This is a genomic window from Burkholderia sp. MSMB2157WGS (genome assembly GCF_001532755.1).
In the GTDB taxonomy this organism is placed as follows: Bacteria; Pseudomonadota; Gammaproteobacteria; order Burkholderiales; family Burkholderiaceae; genus Burkholderia.
In genome coordinates, this window is record NZ_LPJG01000011.1 from 122,916 (window position 1) to 137,058 (window position 14,143).

A 14,143-nucleotide genomic window follows, 5' to 3' on the forward strand; every position below is an offset into this window, starting at 1 on the left:
GGCCGGCGCGCGGAGACCGCCGTCCGCCGGCAATGCCGATGGCGACGCGACGCGACGCGGGTATGCGGACGCGCCGCCGATCGCGCCGCAGCGCGCACGCATCTGGCTCATTCGTCTGACGGCGGCGGCTCCGGCCGCCGGGATTTCCCGCATCGGCCTGCGCATCGGACGGCAGCGACGCACGGCCATGCCGCCGCCCGGTGGCGGGACGCGGGATCGTCGTCCGCCGCCGCGGCGCGCTTCGTTTCGCGACGGTCATGCACCGTACGCATGCACGCGAGGCCGGTCGCCGCGCCGCAGCGCGCGGGCCGGAATCGCGGTGTACCGTTTGCGTCTGGAGTTACCCTGATACGCGCGCCGCGGCAATCCCGTTACACTCGGAACACTCATCCGCAGAAGGCGGTCTCGATGCCCCCCGTTCTTCCGCGTCCGCCTGCGCATGCGGCTGCATCGGCGTGGCGGTGCGCCGCCGCCCGCTCCCGGGCACCGTCGACATGAAGTCCAGCCGCGACCTGTCGCTCGACGCCCTGCTCGAACGCCTCACGCCGACGCCCCACGGCTGGCTCGCCACCTACCGCGCCACGACATTGCGCAGCGTGTTCCAGCCCGTGCTGTCGATCACGCACAAGCGCGTCGTCGGCTACGAGGCGCTGCTGCGCGTCGTCGACGGGAACGGCGCGCTGGTGTCGCCCACCGCCCTGTTCGACAAGACGCGCGGCGACGCCGACGCGCTGCTGCTCGACCGGCTCGCGCGCTGCCTGCACACGGCCAACTTCGTCACGCAGGGAATCGGCGACGGCTGGCTGTTCCTGAACGTGACGCCGCGCGTGCTCGACACGGGCCTCGTGCAGCGCGAGTTCGTCGAGGCGCTGTGCCGGCATTTCGCGCTGCCGCCGAACCGCATCGTGCTGGAAGTGGTCGAGCAGCCGGCACGCGACGAAGCCGCGCTTGCCCGCACGATCGACATGATCCAGCATCGCGATTTCCTGATCGCGATCGACGATTTCGGCACGGGGTTCTCGAACTTCGACCGCGTGTGGCGAGCGCGGCCCGACATCGTGAAGCTCGACCGCTCGCTCGTCGAGCGTTCGACCGCCTCGGCCGACGATCGCCGCATCATGCATCACCTCGTGTCGATGCTGCACCAGGCCGGCGCGATGGTGCTGGCCGAAGGCGTCGAAAGCGACGACGCACTGCAGGCGCTGATGGAAGCCGACATCGATTTCGTGCAGGGTTTTCAGTTCGGCCAGCCCGATGCATCGATCGCGCACGCGAGCGCGGCGGCGCCCGCGATGCTCGATGCCGCGTGGCGGCGCTTCATCGCCCGCCGGCACACGCCGGTGGCCGCCCAGCAGCCGGGCTTCGACGCGATCGAACGGCTCGTGCTCACCGGCGCGGCCGCGTTTTCGGCGAGCGGCAACCTGCAGGACGCCGCGCAACGCGTGTTCGCGGTACCGGCCGCGCGGCGCGTGTTCGTCACCGACGAGACCGGCGAACAGTTCCTGCCGTCGATCGGTGCGCCGCCCGACGACAGCCAGACGAGCGTGACCCGCCTCGCGCCGCTCTTCCCGGAAACCCACAGCAACTGGTCGCGGCGCCCGTATTTCCAGCGCGCGATCGCCGCCCCCGGGCGCGTCGCGCTGATGGGCCCGCATTTCTCGCTGACGGAAGGCCGCGACTGCTATACGGCCGCCGTCGCGATCCGCGCGCAGAGCCGGCTCGTCGTGTTCTGCGTCGACTTCGTGCTCGACAGCGCGGGAACCGTGATGCGGTAGCCGCCGCGCGCGGCGGACGATCGCGTGCGACGCGCGTGAGTGTTCATTGGTCAGTCGACCACCTTCCCACGCCCCGACTTCACCACGCTGCGGCGCGACTTGTGCTCGAGCCGCCGCTCCTTCGACGCGCGCGTCGGCCGCGTCGCGACCCGGGCACGCGGCGTGTGCGCGACGCTGCCGATCAGCGCATCGAGCCGCGCGAGCGCGGCCTCGCGGTTCTTCTCCTGCGTCCGATACTCCTGCGACTTGATCACGACGACGCCGTCGCGCGTGATGCGCTGGTCGGACAATGCGAGAAGCCGCTCCTTGATGACCGGCGGCAGCGACGACGCGCGGATGTCGAAGCGCAGATGAATCGCGCTCGACACCTTGTTCACGTTCTGCCCGCCCGCGCCCTGCGCACGCACGGCCGTCCATTCGACCTCGGCCGGATCGAGCGTGTAGCGAATCATCATTGCGAAGCCTCCGTGCGGCGCCGGGCGAGCGCTTCGTCGACGCGAGCCGCGAGCCCCGAATCGCGCTGCGTGCGCGTCGCGACCGCCTGCGCCAGCACGCGCCGCGGCCCGATCACCTGCACGCGCGTGCGCGCACGCGTGACGGCCGTATAGACGAGCTCGCGCGTGAGCACCCGGCCGAACGACGCAGGCAGCACGAGCGCGGCTTCGTCGAATTCAGAGCCCTGCGATTTGTGCACCGTCAGCGCGAACGCCGTTTCGTGCGGCGGCAGCGCGGCCGGCGACACCGCGCGCGCGGCGCCGTCCGCGCGCCGGAACCACACGCGCAGCACACCGTGCGCGTCGGGCAGCGCAATGCCGATGTCGCCGTTGAACAGCCCGAGCGCATAGTCGTTGCGCGTGACCATGATCGGCCGCCCGGTGAACCAGTGCGCGCCGACCGCGAGCGGCACGCGCGCAGCATGCCGCACGTGCGCGGCCACCAGCGCATTGACGTGTTCCGCCCCGCGCGAGCCGCTGCGGGTCGCGCACAGGATCCGGAACCGGTTGAGCGCGTCGAACAGCGGCAGCGGATCGGGCGCCGGCGCGGCCAGCGCGTCGCGCAATGCATCGAGGTATGCGCCGAAACGCCGTGCGAGCCGCTCGACCGTCGACGACGCCAGCGTGTCGCCCGCATCGTCGTGAAACGATGCGGCTGCCGAGTCGTCGGCGGGCAGCGCATCGAGCGCCGCCTGCACGTCGCCGCGGCGGATCGCGAGCGACAGTCGGCCGATCGGCGAGTCGAGACCGAAGCGGTAATTGCGTTCGAGCCACACGACGCAGTCCGCGAGCGGTGCCGGAGCGGGCGTGCCCGCGGACGCGGCAGCGGCTTCGCCGGCCCATGGCGATGCGGCCGCCGCCGCCGACGCCAGCGCCGCATCGTCTGCGTGGAACGGCGCCAGCTCGACGGCGTCGAGCCAAGCGAGCTCGTCGGCCTCGATCCAGGCCGGCGCATCGCCCGGTGCGCCGGCATCGACCGGTGCCGACCCGGATGACGGCGACGGCGCGATGTCGGCCGACGACGCTTCGTCATCCTGCGGTTCGTCGTCGAAGAGCGACGCCTGTCGCGCATCGACTTTCGGCCGAGGCGCCGATTTGCGCGCAACAGGCGCGGATGCCGACGGCGAAGCCGGAGCCCGTGCGGACGCGGATGCCGGATGCGCGCGCGCATCCGCTGCCGGCGCGGCTTCGTCCGGCACCGGCAACGCCGCGACGAACGCCGCCTCGTCGATGCCCAGCGCCTGCGCGATGCGCGTGCGGGCCGCGGCGGTGAACGCCGGCCGTGCGCTCAGCTCCGCGAACACGGCGCCGGCCTCGACCGCGGCCAGTTGGTCCTTGTCGCCGAGCAACACGAGCCGCGCACCCGGCGCGAGCGCGTCGAGCAGATGCGCGGCGAGCGCGACGTCGATCATCGACGCCTCGTCGACGACGATCAGATCGTACGGCAACGGATTGTCGCGATGATGCCGGAAGCCGGCCGCCCCGCCGCCGCCCAGCAGCCGATGCAGCGTGTACGACGTGTCGGGCAGGCGCGCCGCGAGTTCGGGCGGCAGATCGCCGGCGCGCGCGTGCAGCGCCTCCTGCATCCGCTGCGCGGCCTTGCCGGTCGGTGCGGCCAGCGCGATGCGCAGCCCCGGGTGAGCATCGAGCAGGCAGGCTAGCACGCCGACGACGGTCGTCGTCTTGCCCGTGCCCGGCCCACCGCTGACGATCGTCACGCGGCCGGTCAGCGCGACGATCGCCGCCACGCGCTGCCAGTCGACTTCGCCGGTCGCCGGCCCGAAGTAACGGGTGAGACTGTCGCGCAACCGGTCGGGCGACAGGCCTTCGTCCGGCGCGGCGACACCGGCCTGCGCGACGAGCGCATCGGCGAGCCGCCGTTCGTAATCGAAATAGCGCGACAGGTACAGATGATCGAGCCGGTCGACGATCAGCGGCCGCTCGTCGCCGCGCGCGAGCGTGCCGAACGCGACCACGCCGCTCGCGGCCAGCGCCGCGCGCACCTCGTCGAGCGACGCTTCGTAGCGCTGCGCGAGCGCGTCGAGCGCGACGCACACGTGGCCGCCGGCGGTCGCACGGCTCGTCGCGAACGCGGCGCGCGCGGCCCAGCGCGCCGCCGCGGCCGGCGCACCGGCACGGCACGCGAGGTCGCCGATGCGGCGTGCGAAGCCTTCCGCGAGCGCGATGCCGAAATCGGCCGGCTCGGGCAGCCGCGCGACGAGGCCGCCGGTGAATTCGAGCATGTCGTCGGACGCGGTCATGCGCGGCCCCCTTCCATCATCCGGTCGAGTGCGTCGACGAGCGCGCGCGCGGGCCGCCGCGCATGCACGCCGGCCGGCTCGCCGCCGCTGCGCCAGCCGGGCCGCACGCCGCGCACGAACAGGTACAGGTAACCGGCGATGTGCGTGTCGTAGTCGTAATCCGGCAGCCGGCCGCGCAGGTAGCGATGCAGCGCGACCGTATAAAGCAGCGCCTGCAGGTGATACGCGTGATCGGCCATCGCGACGTCGAGCGCGCGCGGGCCATAGGCATCCGGCGTCGTGCCGAGGTGGTTCGACTTCCAGTCGACGATCCAGAAACGGCCGTCGTGTTCGACGATCATGTCGATGAAACCCTTGATGAAACCGGCGAGCGTGCCCGCCTCCAGTGCAACGTCCGGATAGCCGTGCGCGACCAGCAGCCGGCGCAGCGCCGTCAGGTCGAGCGACGGCGCCGGGAACAGGAAGCCCATTTCGTCGAGCCGCTTGGCCGGATCGAGATCGGCGAGCCGCATGCCCGGCACGAGCTCGGTGTGCACGACGTCGTCGACGAGCCGCGCCATCATCGCCGGCAGGCGTGCCGCGAGCGCCGGCTCGGCCTCGACCGGCCGGTCGTGCAGCGCGCCGAGTGCGGCCTTGTGCCACGATTCGGGCTCCGCGAACCGGCTGAGCTCGAACAGGCGGTGCAAGCATTCGCCGGCCGCCGCCCCGCGCGGGAACATGAGGATGTCGTCGTCCGGCGGGGCGGCCGCCACCGTGTCGGCCAGTATCGGTTCGCCATCCGGCGCCACCGCGGCAAGCGCATCGTGATCGGGCCGCAATTCGTCGTCGGGCACGGCCGCGACGCCCGCCTCCTCGCGCGCCATCGACGCGGTCAACGAGCTGAAGCTCGCCATCCGCCACGCATCGCGCAGTATGCGCGTCGCATGGCGCGCCGCGAGCGTCTGCGACGCGTCGTGCCCGGCCGCGAGACGCTCGCGGCGCGCAGGCACGGGCAGCGGCGCGATGCTCACGGGGCCGCCCGCGAGCGCGCGCCATGCCGCATCGAGCGCGGCCTCGTCGGGCGGCTCGTCGAGCCACGCGTCGAACGCATGGCCGGCCCCCGCGACGAGCCAGTTGAGCACGCTGCGCCGCGCTTCGCGCGTCGAGCGCGACGACAGGTACGGCCCGGCGACGACATAGCAGCGATACACCGCGCGCGTGAGCGCCACGTAGACGAGCCGCGCGCGTTCCGCGGCCTGCTCGCGCAGCGCCTGCCGCGCCGCGTGCGCGGCCGCCTCGTCGTCGCATCCGTAATGCAGCACCGCATCGCCCGCGTCGTCGTGATATTCGCGCGCATCGGGCAGCGCGGACGACGGCGGCTCGCGCAGCCCGCCGTCGTTCAGGAACGGGCAGAACACGATCGCGTATTCGAGGCCCTTCGACTTGTGTACCGTGACGATCTGCACGAGGTTGCGATCGGATTCGAGCCGCAGTTGCGCTTCCTCGCCGCCGCCGTCGAGTCGTTGCGCGGCGAGCCAGCGCAGCGTCGGCGCGATGCCGGGCTGTGCGGACGCCCGCGCTTGCGTCAACTCGGCCAGATGGTTGACGTCGGTCACGCGGCGCTCGCCGTCCGCACCGGCCATCAGCCGTTCGGCGATCCGCAGCTCGCGCGTGAACGTGCGCCACATCACCGCGAAACCGCGTTCGCGCCACAGCAGCCGATAGCGCGAGAAGCGCTCGACCCAGCTCATCGCATCGGCGCTGTCGGCCGCCGACGCGCCGGGTGACGCATCGCCGTCGCCCTGCTCCATGTGCCACAGCGCGCCGGCGTCGAGCCCGAACCAGTCGGACGCGAGCGCCGCGCGCAGACGCCGCAGGTCGCCCGGCGCATCGATCGCCGCGAGCACGCGTTCGAGCTGCTCGGCGTCGCCGGTCGAGAACACCGACGCCTGCGCCAGCTCGACGCTGCCGATGCCCCACGTCGCGAGCACGCGCTTCACGAGGCTACCCTGCCGGTGCGTTTGCACGAGCACCGCGATGTCGCCCGGCGACAACGGCGTGTCCCCCAGCCGCACGCGCCCTTCGCGTGCGCCGCGCATCAGCCGCGCGATCTCGGCCGCGCAGGCCTGGGCAGCCTGCGCTTGCGCGTCGCGCTTGAGCAACGTGCCTTCGCCGCCCGGCAGCGCCCATATCCGGAAATCGCCGGCCGGCCCCGGATCGGTCTCGTCGACGAACGGCGCCCGCACGCGCGTGCCGGCGCGCACCGCGTAATAGTCGAGCCCGTCGAGCACGAATGCGCGCGGATTCGACATGAAGAAGCGGTTGCACGCATCGACGATCGCGGGCGTCGAGCGCTGATTGACCGCGAGCGTGTAGCACGCGCTCGCCCGTGCGCGCGCGGCGAGATAGGTATGCAGATCGGCCGCGCGAAAACTGTAGATCGCCTGTTTCGGATCGCCGACGAGGAACAGCGGGCCGCCCGGCGCGAAGATCCGGTCGAAGATCGCGAACTGCAGCGGATCGGTATCCTGGAACTCGTCGATCAGCGCGGCCGGATAGCGCGCGCGCAGCGTGTCGGCGAGCCACGGATGCGCGTGCAGCGCGTGATACAGGTTCGCGAGCAGATCGTCGAACGACACGACGCGCCGCGTGCGCTTGCGCTCGGCCAATTCGCGCGGCGCCATGTCGAGCCATTCGGCGATCAGCGCGAGCCAGCGCGCGCGCTGCGCGGCCTCGGCCGCGGCCACGGCCGCTTCGAGCGCGTCGGCCACCTCGAAGAACGCGTGTGCGGGCGTCGCACCGCCTTTTTTCGTCGCCTTCGTGAGCGCGGTTTGCGTGAGCTTCAGTGCGGCTTTCGGCAGCGCGGCCGTCGCGTCGCCCTGCTCGAAATGCACCGCCCACGCGGCGAGCGCATCGGCGAGCGCGTCGGGCTTGTGCGAGCGTTGATTGAGCGCGGGCTGCGCGGCGCGCAGCAGCGCATCGATCGCCTCGCGCTCGGCCGCCCACATGCGCGCGGCTTGCGCGAAGCATTCGGCCGCGGCCGCTTCGGCCGATTCGTCCGGCTCGGTCACGCCGTCCCAGCGCAGCGCGGCAAGCGGCTTCTTCAGCCGGCGTGCGAGTTGCGCATCGAGCGCGGCCGGGCCGGCCCCCGATTCGACGAGCCAGGTCGCGAAGCCCGGCCAGCGCGCGGCCGCCGGTTCGACGCGCGTGCGCCAGAAATCCGCGGCGAGTTCGAAGCGCAGCGACGCATCGTCGGCCTCCATGTCGAACGCGAACGGCATCGCGGCCGCGAACGGCGCTTCCTGCAGCGCGCGCTGGCAGAACGCGTGGATCGTATGGATCGCGGCCTGGTCGAACGCGCGCAGCGCGCGCCGGATCCGCTTCGCAGCCGTCTCCGGATCGAGCGCACCGTCGACGCCGAGCGCGGTCTCCCACAGACGCGCGATGAACGGATCGCCGCCGTCGTCGCCCGTGTCGAGCGCATGCGCAAGCTGCGCGAGCCTGCTGCGAATCCGCTCGTGCAGTTCGGCCGTCGCCGCTTTCGTGAAGGTCACGACGAGGATTTCGTCCGCGCCGAGATCCTTTTCGAGCAGCAGGCGCACATACAGCGCGCAGATGTTCCACGTCTTGCCGGTGCCGGCCGACGCCTCGATCTGGTTGACGCCGTCGAGCGGGCACGCGAACACGTCGAGTTCGAGCGCCTGCGGCTGCGACACGGCGCTCATGCGACCTCCTTCAGATGCTCGACGAGCGGCTCGAACACGAGCCGCGCGAGCGTGCCGAACGGCTCGTCGAGCGACGGATGCGCGCCGCGCCATGCGATCGCGATGGCCGGATCGTCGGCTTCGCTCGCCACCCGCTCGTTGATCCACACGCTCGCGGCCTTGACCTCGCCGTCGGACACCCGCGCCCACGCACTGCGCGGGAAGAACCGCAGCGGCATGCGTCGCCCCGCGCGAAACAGCGCGGCCAGCGGCGCGAGCCGTTCGAGCGGCGCCGCGACGGGCGTCAGCTCGAACGCACCGCCGCTGCCGAACCACAGCGTGCGGCGCGGGCCGCCGGGCTCGATCGCACAGTAGACGAGATGCGCGAGCCACGCGGACAGGTAATCGCGCGCACTCGGCCGCGCATAGCGATAGATGACCTGCCCGGCCGGCGTCAGCCGATTCAGCGTGCCGTGCAATTCGAGCGACGCGCTCACCGCGTCGGCCGCCAGCAATTCGTCGTCGGCGCCGAACAGCGCCTGCTCGGTATCGGGCCACGTCGGCACGACGGTGAGCGAGAACGGCCGCCGCTCGATGCCGTCGGCCAGCGCACGGCGCACGTTCGACGCAAGCTGCGTCATCGAACCGAGCGCCTGATCGCGCCACACCGCGCCCGTCGCGCCGCCGGGCAGTTCGGGGCTCGCGTCCGCAATGCGCAGCGCATGATCGTGCACGCCGCCGTCGCCTGCTTCGATCAGGAGCGGCAGCACGCGCTCGGCAAGCGCGTCGCTGCCGGCGAAGTCCAGCGCGAACGGCTCGGTATCGAGCAGTTCGGCCTGCGCATCGGCCAGCACGATGCCGAGCCGGCCGCGCAGCAATGCGCGCGCCGGATGGCGCCAGAAACGTTCGAATTCGCCGAACGCGACAGGCTCGACCGGCTCCGCCGGCAGCGGCTGCGCGAAGAACGGCTGCTCGCGCGGCCCGTCGCGCGACGCCTCGGCGGCCAGCAGCGACGCGAGCGTCGCGCGCTCGGCGTCATACGAAACGAGGCCGCTGCCCGGCTGGAAATACGCGGCCGCGAACGGTTGCAGCGGATGCTCGACGATGAACGCGCGGCGCGCGGCATCGACCGCGTCCGGTGCGGCGCCGGGCCCGGCCGTGACGTCCGCGAGATGATCGAGCAGTTCGTCGACCAGTGCCGCCGGTGGCAACGGCGCATTGTCGCGAATGCTGCGGCCCGTATAGGCGATCAGCAACCGGTCGCGTGCGGCGAGCAACAGGTCGAGAAACAGATTGCGCTCGTCGTCGCGGCGCTGCCGGTCGCCCAGCTTCGGCAGCACGGCCATCAGGTCGAACTCGTCCGCGCGCGCGAGGCTCGGCAGCACGCCGTCGTCCATCCCGAGCAGGCAGACGACGCGATACGGCAGCCCGCGCAAGCTCGTCAGCGACGAGAACGTGACGCCGCCCCACGGCACGCCGCCGCGGGCCGGATCGTCGAGCGCCGCGGCGAGCCCCGCGCGGACGACGGCCGCCGGCAACGCCTCGTCGGGCGCGCCCTCCGTCATCGCGGCCAGCATCGCGTCGAGCGCGTCGCGCACGCCGGCCAGCGCGTCCGCATACGCGGCGCCCGAATCGAAGAAGCGCGCAAGCGTGTCCGCGAACAGTTCGCTCCAGCCGCGCGGCGTGTGCGACTCCGCGAGCCGCCGCGCGAAGCCGTCGAGATCGTCGGTAAACCGGGCGAGCCGGCCGAGCAGTTCGGCCTCGCTGCCCGTGGCCGCCTCGATCGGCAGCCACGCCCCGATCGGCGCCGCCCCTTCGGGCATCGCATAGCCGAGAAAGAGCCGCGCGAGCGCATCGGAGAACGTATGGCGCGGCGCGGGCACGGCCGCGTCGTCGCTTGCGAGCGGCGACAGCCCGCGCCGCGCGCCGGCGGCCGCGAGCCAGGTCTGCACCGTTTCGAGCGCGGCCGCGTCGATGTCGTAGCGCGCGGCAACCGCATCCACGCGCAGCCATTCGACCAGCTCCGGCGCGCCGACCTGCCGCTCCGGCAACGCGAGCCAGTCGAGCAGCACGCGCGCGACCGGATTCGCCTGCGACGGCGGCAGGCCGGTGATCCGGTAAGGCACCCGCGCACCGCCGGCGCCGGCCGTGCCGAACACCGCGTCGATCAGCGGCCCGGCCGCGGCGAGATCGGCCACCGCGACGAGCACGTCGGACGGCTGCAGGCTCGCATCGGCGTCGAACCAAGCGAGCAGCCGGTCGTGCAGCACCTCGAGCTGGCGCGCGAGGCTGTGGCACACGTGCACCTCGATCCCGCGCTCGACCGGCGTGTCGCCGATTTCGGCCTCCGGTTGCAGTTCGAGGATCGCGTTCTGCACGCGCGCGAGCCAGGTGGGCGCGGGATTCTCGACGAAACGCGACGCATCGCCTGATGCGGCGCCTTCGGTCAGCTCATGCAGCATGTGCAATTGCGCCTGCGTCTGCCTGCCCCATTCGGCGAGCAGCGGATGGCCGACCTCCTGGAAGTCGCGCCGCCCGGCCGCATCGAGCGCCTCGGCGTGCGCGGCGGTCACGATGTCGAACCAGAATTCGCGGCACGGATTCAGCGCGTAGACGCGCACGTCGATCCAGCGCGACAGTTCGCGCAACAGCGCGACGTGCAGCGGCGGCATCGTCGGCAGCGCGAACACGCTGACCGATTCGGGCCAGTCGGCGCGCGCGAGCGCATCGGCATCGAGATGGCGCGCTTCGACGAGAAAGCGGTGCGCCGGCGGCGTGCCGCTGTCGCTCAGCTCGGCGAGCAGCGCGCGCCACAGCGCGGCCTGCCAGCGCTCGTCGTCGCGCGCGGCGTCGCTGATCCCGCGCGGCGCGCCGTCGCCCGCGAGCACCGATTCGCCGGCCTGCCACGCGGCCAGCCATTCGGGGCGATAGGTCAGGTAATGATCGAGCACGGCCGCGACGCGATGAGCCAGTTCGTAGCGCATCGCATCGTCGGACGCCGACAGATACGCGGCCAGCCGCGGCGACGCGCGCCACGGCGCACCGTCGGCCGCCTGCGCGAACAGCCGGTAGCAGCGCCACACGAGCCGGTCGGGCGCGAACGGCGAGCGCGCGGGCACCGTCAGCACGCGGCCGATCTGCGCCCACAGCCACTGCGCGAGATACGTGAACTCGACGTTCGCGCACACGCCGTTGCGCGCGGCGATGTCGAGCTCGAGGCGGCGGCGCAGCGCCGCGCTCGGCACGATGACCTGTTGCGGCGCCCACGGGCCGTTGCGGGCCGGGAACGCGGCCAGATCCTCGAGCAGCGCGTCGGCCAGCGTTTCGTGACGGTTCGAATAGAAAAGATGGAGCATGAAGCGGGCGTCGGAACCTCGCACCGGCGGGATCGGGCGAACAGGATCACCAAGGATAGCAAATGGGCCGCCGCCGCGAACCTCGGCCGGAAAGCCAGCTTTTGCGAGCCGCGAAATACGATAGACTCGTCGCCAGTCAATACGCCGCCCCCGGGCGTCTTCGTCTGCCATTCAGCCCATCGATGCGCTATTCGGTCGAAATCAGAAAGTTTTTCTACAGCCAGTACTTTTTCGGCGGCCTGCGGATCGCGGTCGGCGTGTCGCTGCCGGCCGTGTTGTGCCTGATCGTGTTTCACAACCGGGAGCTCGGCTTCACGATCTCGACCGGCGCGCTCGGCGCCTGCGTCGTCGACATGCCGGGCCCGCTCAAGTACAAGCACAACGAAATGCTCGCGTGCAGCGTGATCGGCTTCCTGGCCGCGCTCGCCACCGGCCTCGCGACACCGAACATCTTCGCGCTGTGGCTCACGATCGTGCCGCTCACGTTCGTGCTGTCGCTGATCGTCGTCTACGGCAACCGCTGGCCGCAGATCAGCTTCGCGACGCTGTTCATGATGGTGATGACGCTCGAGGAAAAATTCACGCCGCTGCAGGCGTTCGTCAACGCGGGCTGGATTCTCGCGGGCGGCCTCTGGTACACGTACTGGGCCACGCTGGTGTCGCAATGGCAGGCCCGCCGGATCGAACAGCAGGCGCTGGCCGAAAGCCTGTTCGCCTGTGCCGACTACCTGCTCGCGCGCGCGCAGTTCTACGATCTCGACGCCGATCTCGACGAGTGCTATCGCAATCTCGTCGCCCGGCAGATCACCGCGGTCGAAACGCAGGAAACCGCGCGCGACATCGTGCTGCGCAACCTGCCGAAGCTGCGGCGCGGCAAGCTCGATCCCGGCCGCACGACGATGTACAACCTGTTCATCAACAGCGTCGACCTGCACGAGCTGTTCGTCGGCGCGCATACCGATTACCCGCTCGTGCGCAACACGTTCGGCGGCTCGGATCTCATCATTTTCTACCGCGACCTGATCCGCAAGGCCGCGGCCGATCTCGAGGAAATCGGCCTCGCGGTGCTCGAGAACCGCGCGCCGCATTCGCGCATCAGCGTGAAGGCCGAGCTGCGCGCGATCGAGTACGAGATCGAGCTGATGCGCAAGAAGAACTTCGCGGCCACCCACGCGGAAGCGTATGCGGCCGTGCTCGCGACGTTCCGGCGCATCTGGAGCGCGACGCGCCTGATCGACCGGATGCGCCGCAACCTGTCGGGCCACGCCGATCCGCAGCAAACCGAACTGAAGATCGACAAGGCGCTCACGCGTTTCCTGCAGCGCCGCCGCATGTCGCCGCTGCTGATCTTCTCGAACCTGAACATGCGTTCGCCGAGCTTCCGCCATGCACTGCGCGTGACGATCGCCGTGGCGGTCGGCTTCTGGATCGGCCGGCTGCTGCCGCTCACGAACGCGTACTGGATCGTGATGACCACCATCATCATCCTGAAGCCCGGCTACTCGCTGACCAAGCAGCGCAACGCGCAGCGGATCATCGGCACGCTGATCGGCTGCGCGGCGAGCATCGCGCTGATCTACACGGTGAAGGAGCCGCACCTGCTGATCGCGATCATGTTCGGGTCGATGGTGATGAGCTACAGCCTGCTGCTGTTCAACTATGCGGCGAGCGTCGTGTTCACGTCGTCGTACGTGCTGCTGATGTTTCACTTGCTCGCGCCGGGCAGCATGCGGATCATCGGCGAGCGCGCGATCGACACGGTGGTCGGCTGCATGATCGCGATCGCCGCGAGCCGGCTGTTCCCGTACTGGGAATACCGGCTGATGGGCAAGCTCGTCACCGACATGCTGACGTCCACCCGCAAGTATTTCGAGGCCGTGTGGCGCGCCGGGCGCGGCATGTCGCCGCCGCCGGTGCCGACCGCCGACGGCGCGGCCGTCGTACCCGTCGTCGCCGCGGCGATCGAAACGCCGGTCAGCCCGCTCGACGACGACTACCGCTACCGCCTCGCCCGCAAGGACGTGCACATCGCGTTCGCGAACCTCGGGCAGGCGTTCCAGCGGATGATGATCGAGCCGAAGGCGCACCAGCGCTTCGTGCCCGAACTGAACGACCTGCTCGTGCAGACGCACGTGCTCGGCGCGCAGATCACGGCTGCCGCGCCGCTGATTCGGAGCGCATGCGCGGCCGATGGCGGCCTCGTCCACGACGACGCGCTGCAGCGCGGCCTCGCCGCCGTGCTCGAGAATCTCGAAAAGGCCGAAGCCGGCGAGCCGCCGCCTGCCGACCAGCTCGAAACGTCGAAGCAGATCACGCGCGATCTCGATGCGATGGTCGTGTCCGCGGAAAAATCCGACGCGGTCGGCGCCGAGCTCACGCACGACCTGAAGGTGCTCGCGCACCAGTGCAAGCAGATGCTCGCGTCGTCGCTGCTGATCCGCAAGGATGCGAGCGTGATCCGCCTGCCCGCCTGACCGCGCATGTCCGCGCCGGCAGGCCGGCCCGCGCACGTCGCGACCGGGCCGCCGGCGCGCTCCGGCTTGACGGTTGCCCCGAAGCATGCCCCACCCGCTC

General features: G+C 71.2%; 6 protein-coding genes. 2 read left to right on the forward strand and 4 right to left on the reverse strand.

Translation table 11 applies throughout. The annotated features are described in order from the left end of the window. Positions 1 to 494: 494 nt before the first annotated feature. Positions 495 to 1,775, forward strand: coding sequence for an EAL domain-containing protein (locus WT53_RS05250; RefSeq protein WP_034207860.1), 1,281 nt, complete (start codon positions 495 to 497; stop codon positions 1,773 to 1,775). A 50-nt stretch (positions 1,776 to 1,825) separates the two neighbouring features. Here WT53_RS05250 and arfB read toward each other — a convergent pair whose 3' ends face one another. Genes arfB through recC form a run of 4 tightly spaced genes read right to left on the reverse strand, consistent with a single transcriptional unit; the run spans position 1,826 to position 11,569 of the window. Next, complete coding sequence (gene arfB / locus WT53_RS05255; protein WP_059782560.1) at positions 1,826 to 2,230, reverse strand: alternative ribosome rescue aminoacyl-tRNA hydrolase ArfB; 405 nt, start codon at positions 2,228 to 2,230, stop codon at positions 1,826 to 1,828. Further along, positions 2,227 to 4,530 (reverse strand): AAA family ATPase, encoded by a 2,304-nt coding sequence (locus WT53_RS05260; protein WP_060258762.1) that lies wholly within the window; start codon positions 4,528 to 4,530, stop codon positions 2,227 to 2,229. Before WT53_RS05260 ends, arfB begins: the two co-directional genes overlap by 4 nt. Continuing rightward, complete coding sequence (gene recB, locus WT53_RS05265) at positions 4,527 to 8,234, reverse strand: exodeoxyribonuclease V subunit beta (RefSeq protein WP_034206857.1); 3,708 nt, start codon at positions 8,232 to 8,234, stop codon at positions 4,527 to 4,529. The genes WT53_RS05260 and recB overlap by 4 nt, the downstream gene beginning before the upstream one ends. Further along, the gene (recC, locus tag WT53_RS05270) at positions 8,231 to 11,569 is read right to left on the reverse strand and encodes an exodeoxyribonuclease V subunit gamma (protein ID WP_034206856.1); all 3,339 of its coding nucleotides are present in this window, start codon (positions 11,567 to 11,569) and stop codon (positions 8,231 to 8,233) included. Before recC ends, recB begins: the two co-directional genes overlap by 4 nt. A gap of 182 nt (positions 11,570 to 11,751) precedes the next feature. On the opposite strand from recC, the gene WT53_RS05275 reads away from it, so the two are divergent. Further along, a complete protein-coding gene (locus tag WT53_RS05275) occupies positions 11,752 to 14,043 on the forward strand; it encodes an FUSC family membrane protein (protein WP_034206855.1) in 2,292 nt (763 codons plus the stop codon). Positions 14,044 to 14,143 lie beyond the last annotated feature (100 nt).

What these genes read in the sequence shown, in the direction of transcription:
- recC (WP_034206856.1), bottom strand. Translation starts at nt 11,569, where the DNA reads ATGCTCCATCTTTTCTATTCGAACCGTCACGAAACGCTGGCCGACGCG.
- recB (WP_034206857.1), bottom strand. Translation starts at nt 8,234, where the DNA reads ATGAGCGCCGTGTCGCAGCCGCAGGCGCTCGAACTCGACGTGTTCGCG.
- WT53_RS05260 (WP_060258762.1), bottom strand. Translation starts at nt 4,530, where the DNA reads ATGACCGCGTCCGACGACATGCTCGAATTCACCGGCGGCCTCGTCGCG.
- arfB (WP_059782560.1), bottom strand. Translation starts at nt 2,230, where the DNA reads ATGATGATTCGCTACACGCTCGATCCGGCCGAGGTCGAATGGACGGCC.
- WT53_RS05275 (WP_034206855.1), top strand. Translation starts at nt 11,752, where the DNA reads ATGCGCTATTCGGTCGAAATCAGAAAGTTTTTCTACAGCCAGTACTTT.
- WT53_RS05250 (WP_034207860.1), top strand. Translation starts at nt 495, where the DNA reads ATGAAGTCCAGCCGCGACCTGTCGCTCGACGCCCTGCTCGAACGCCTC.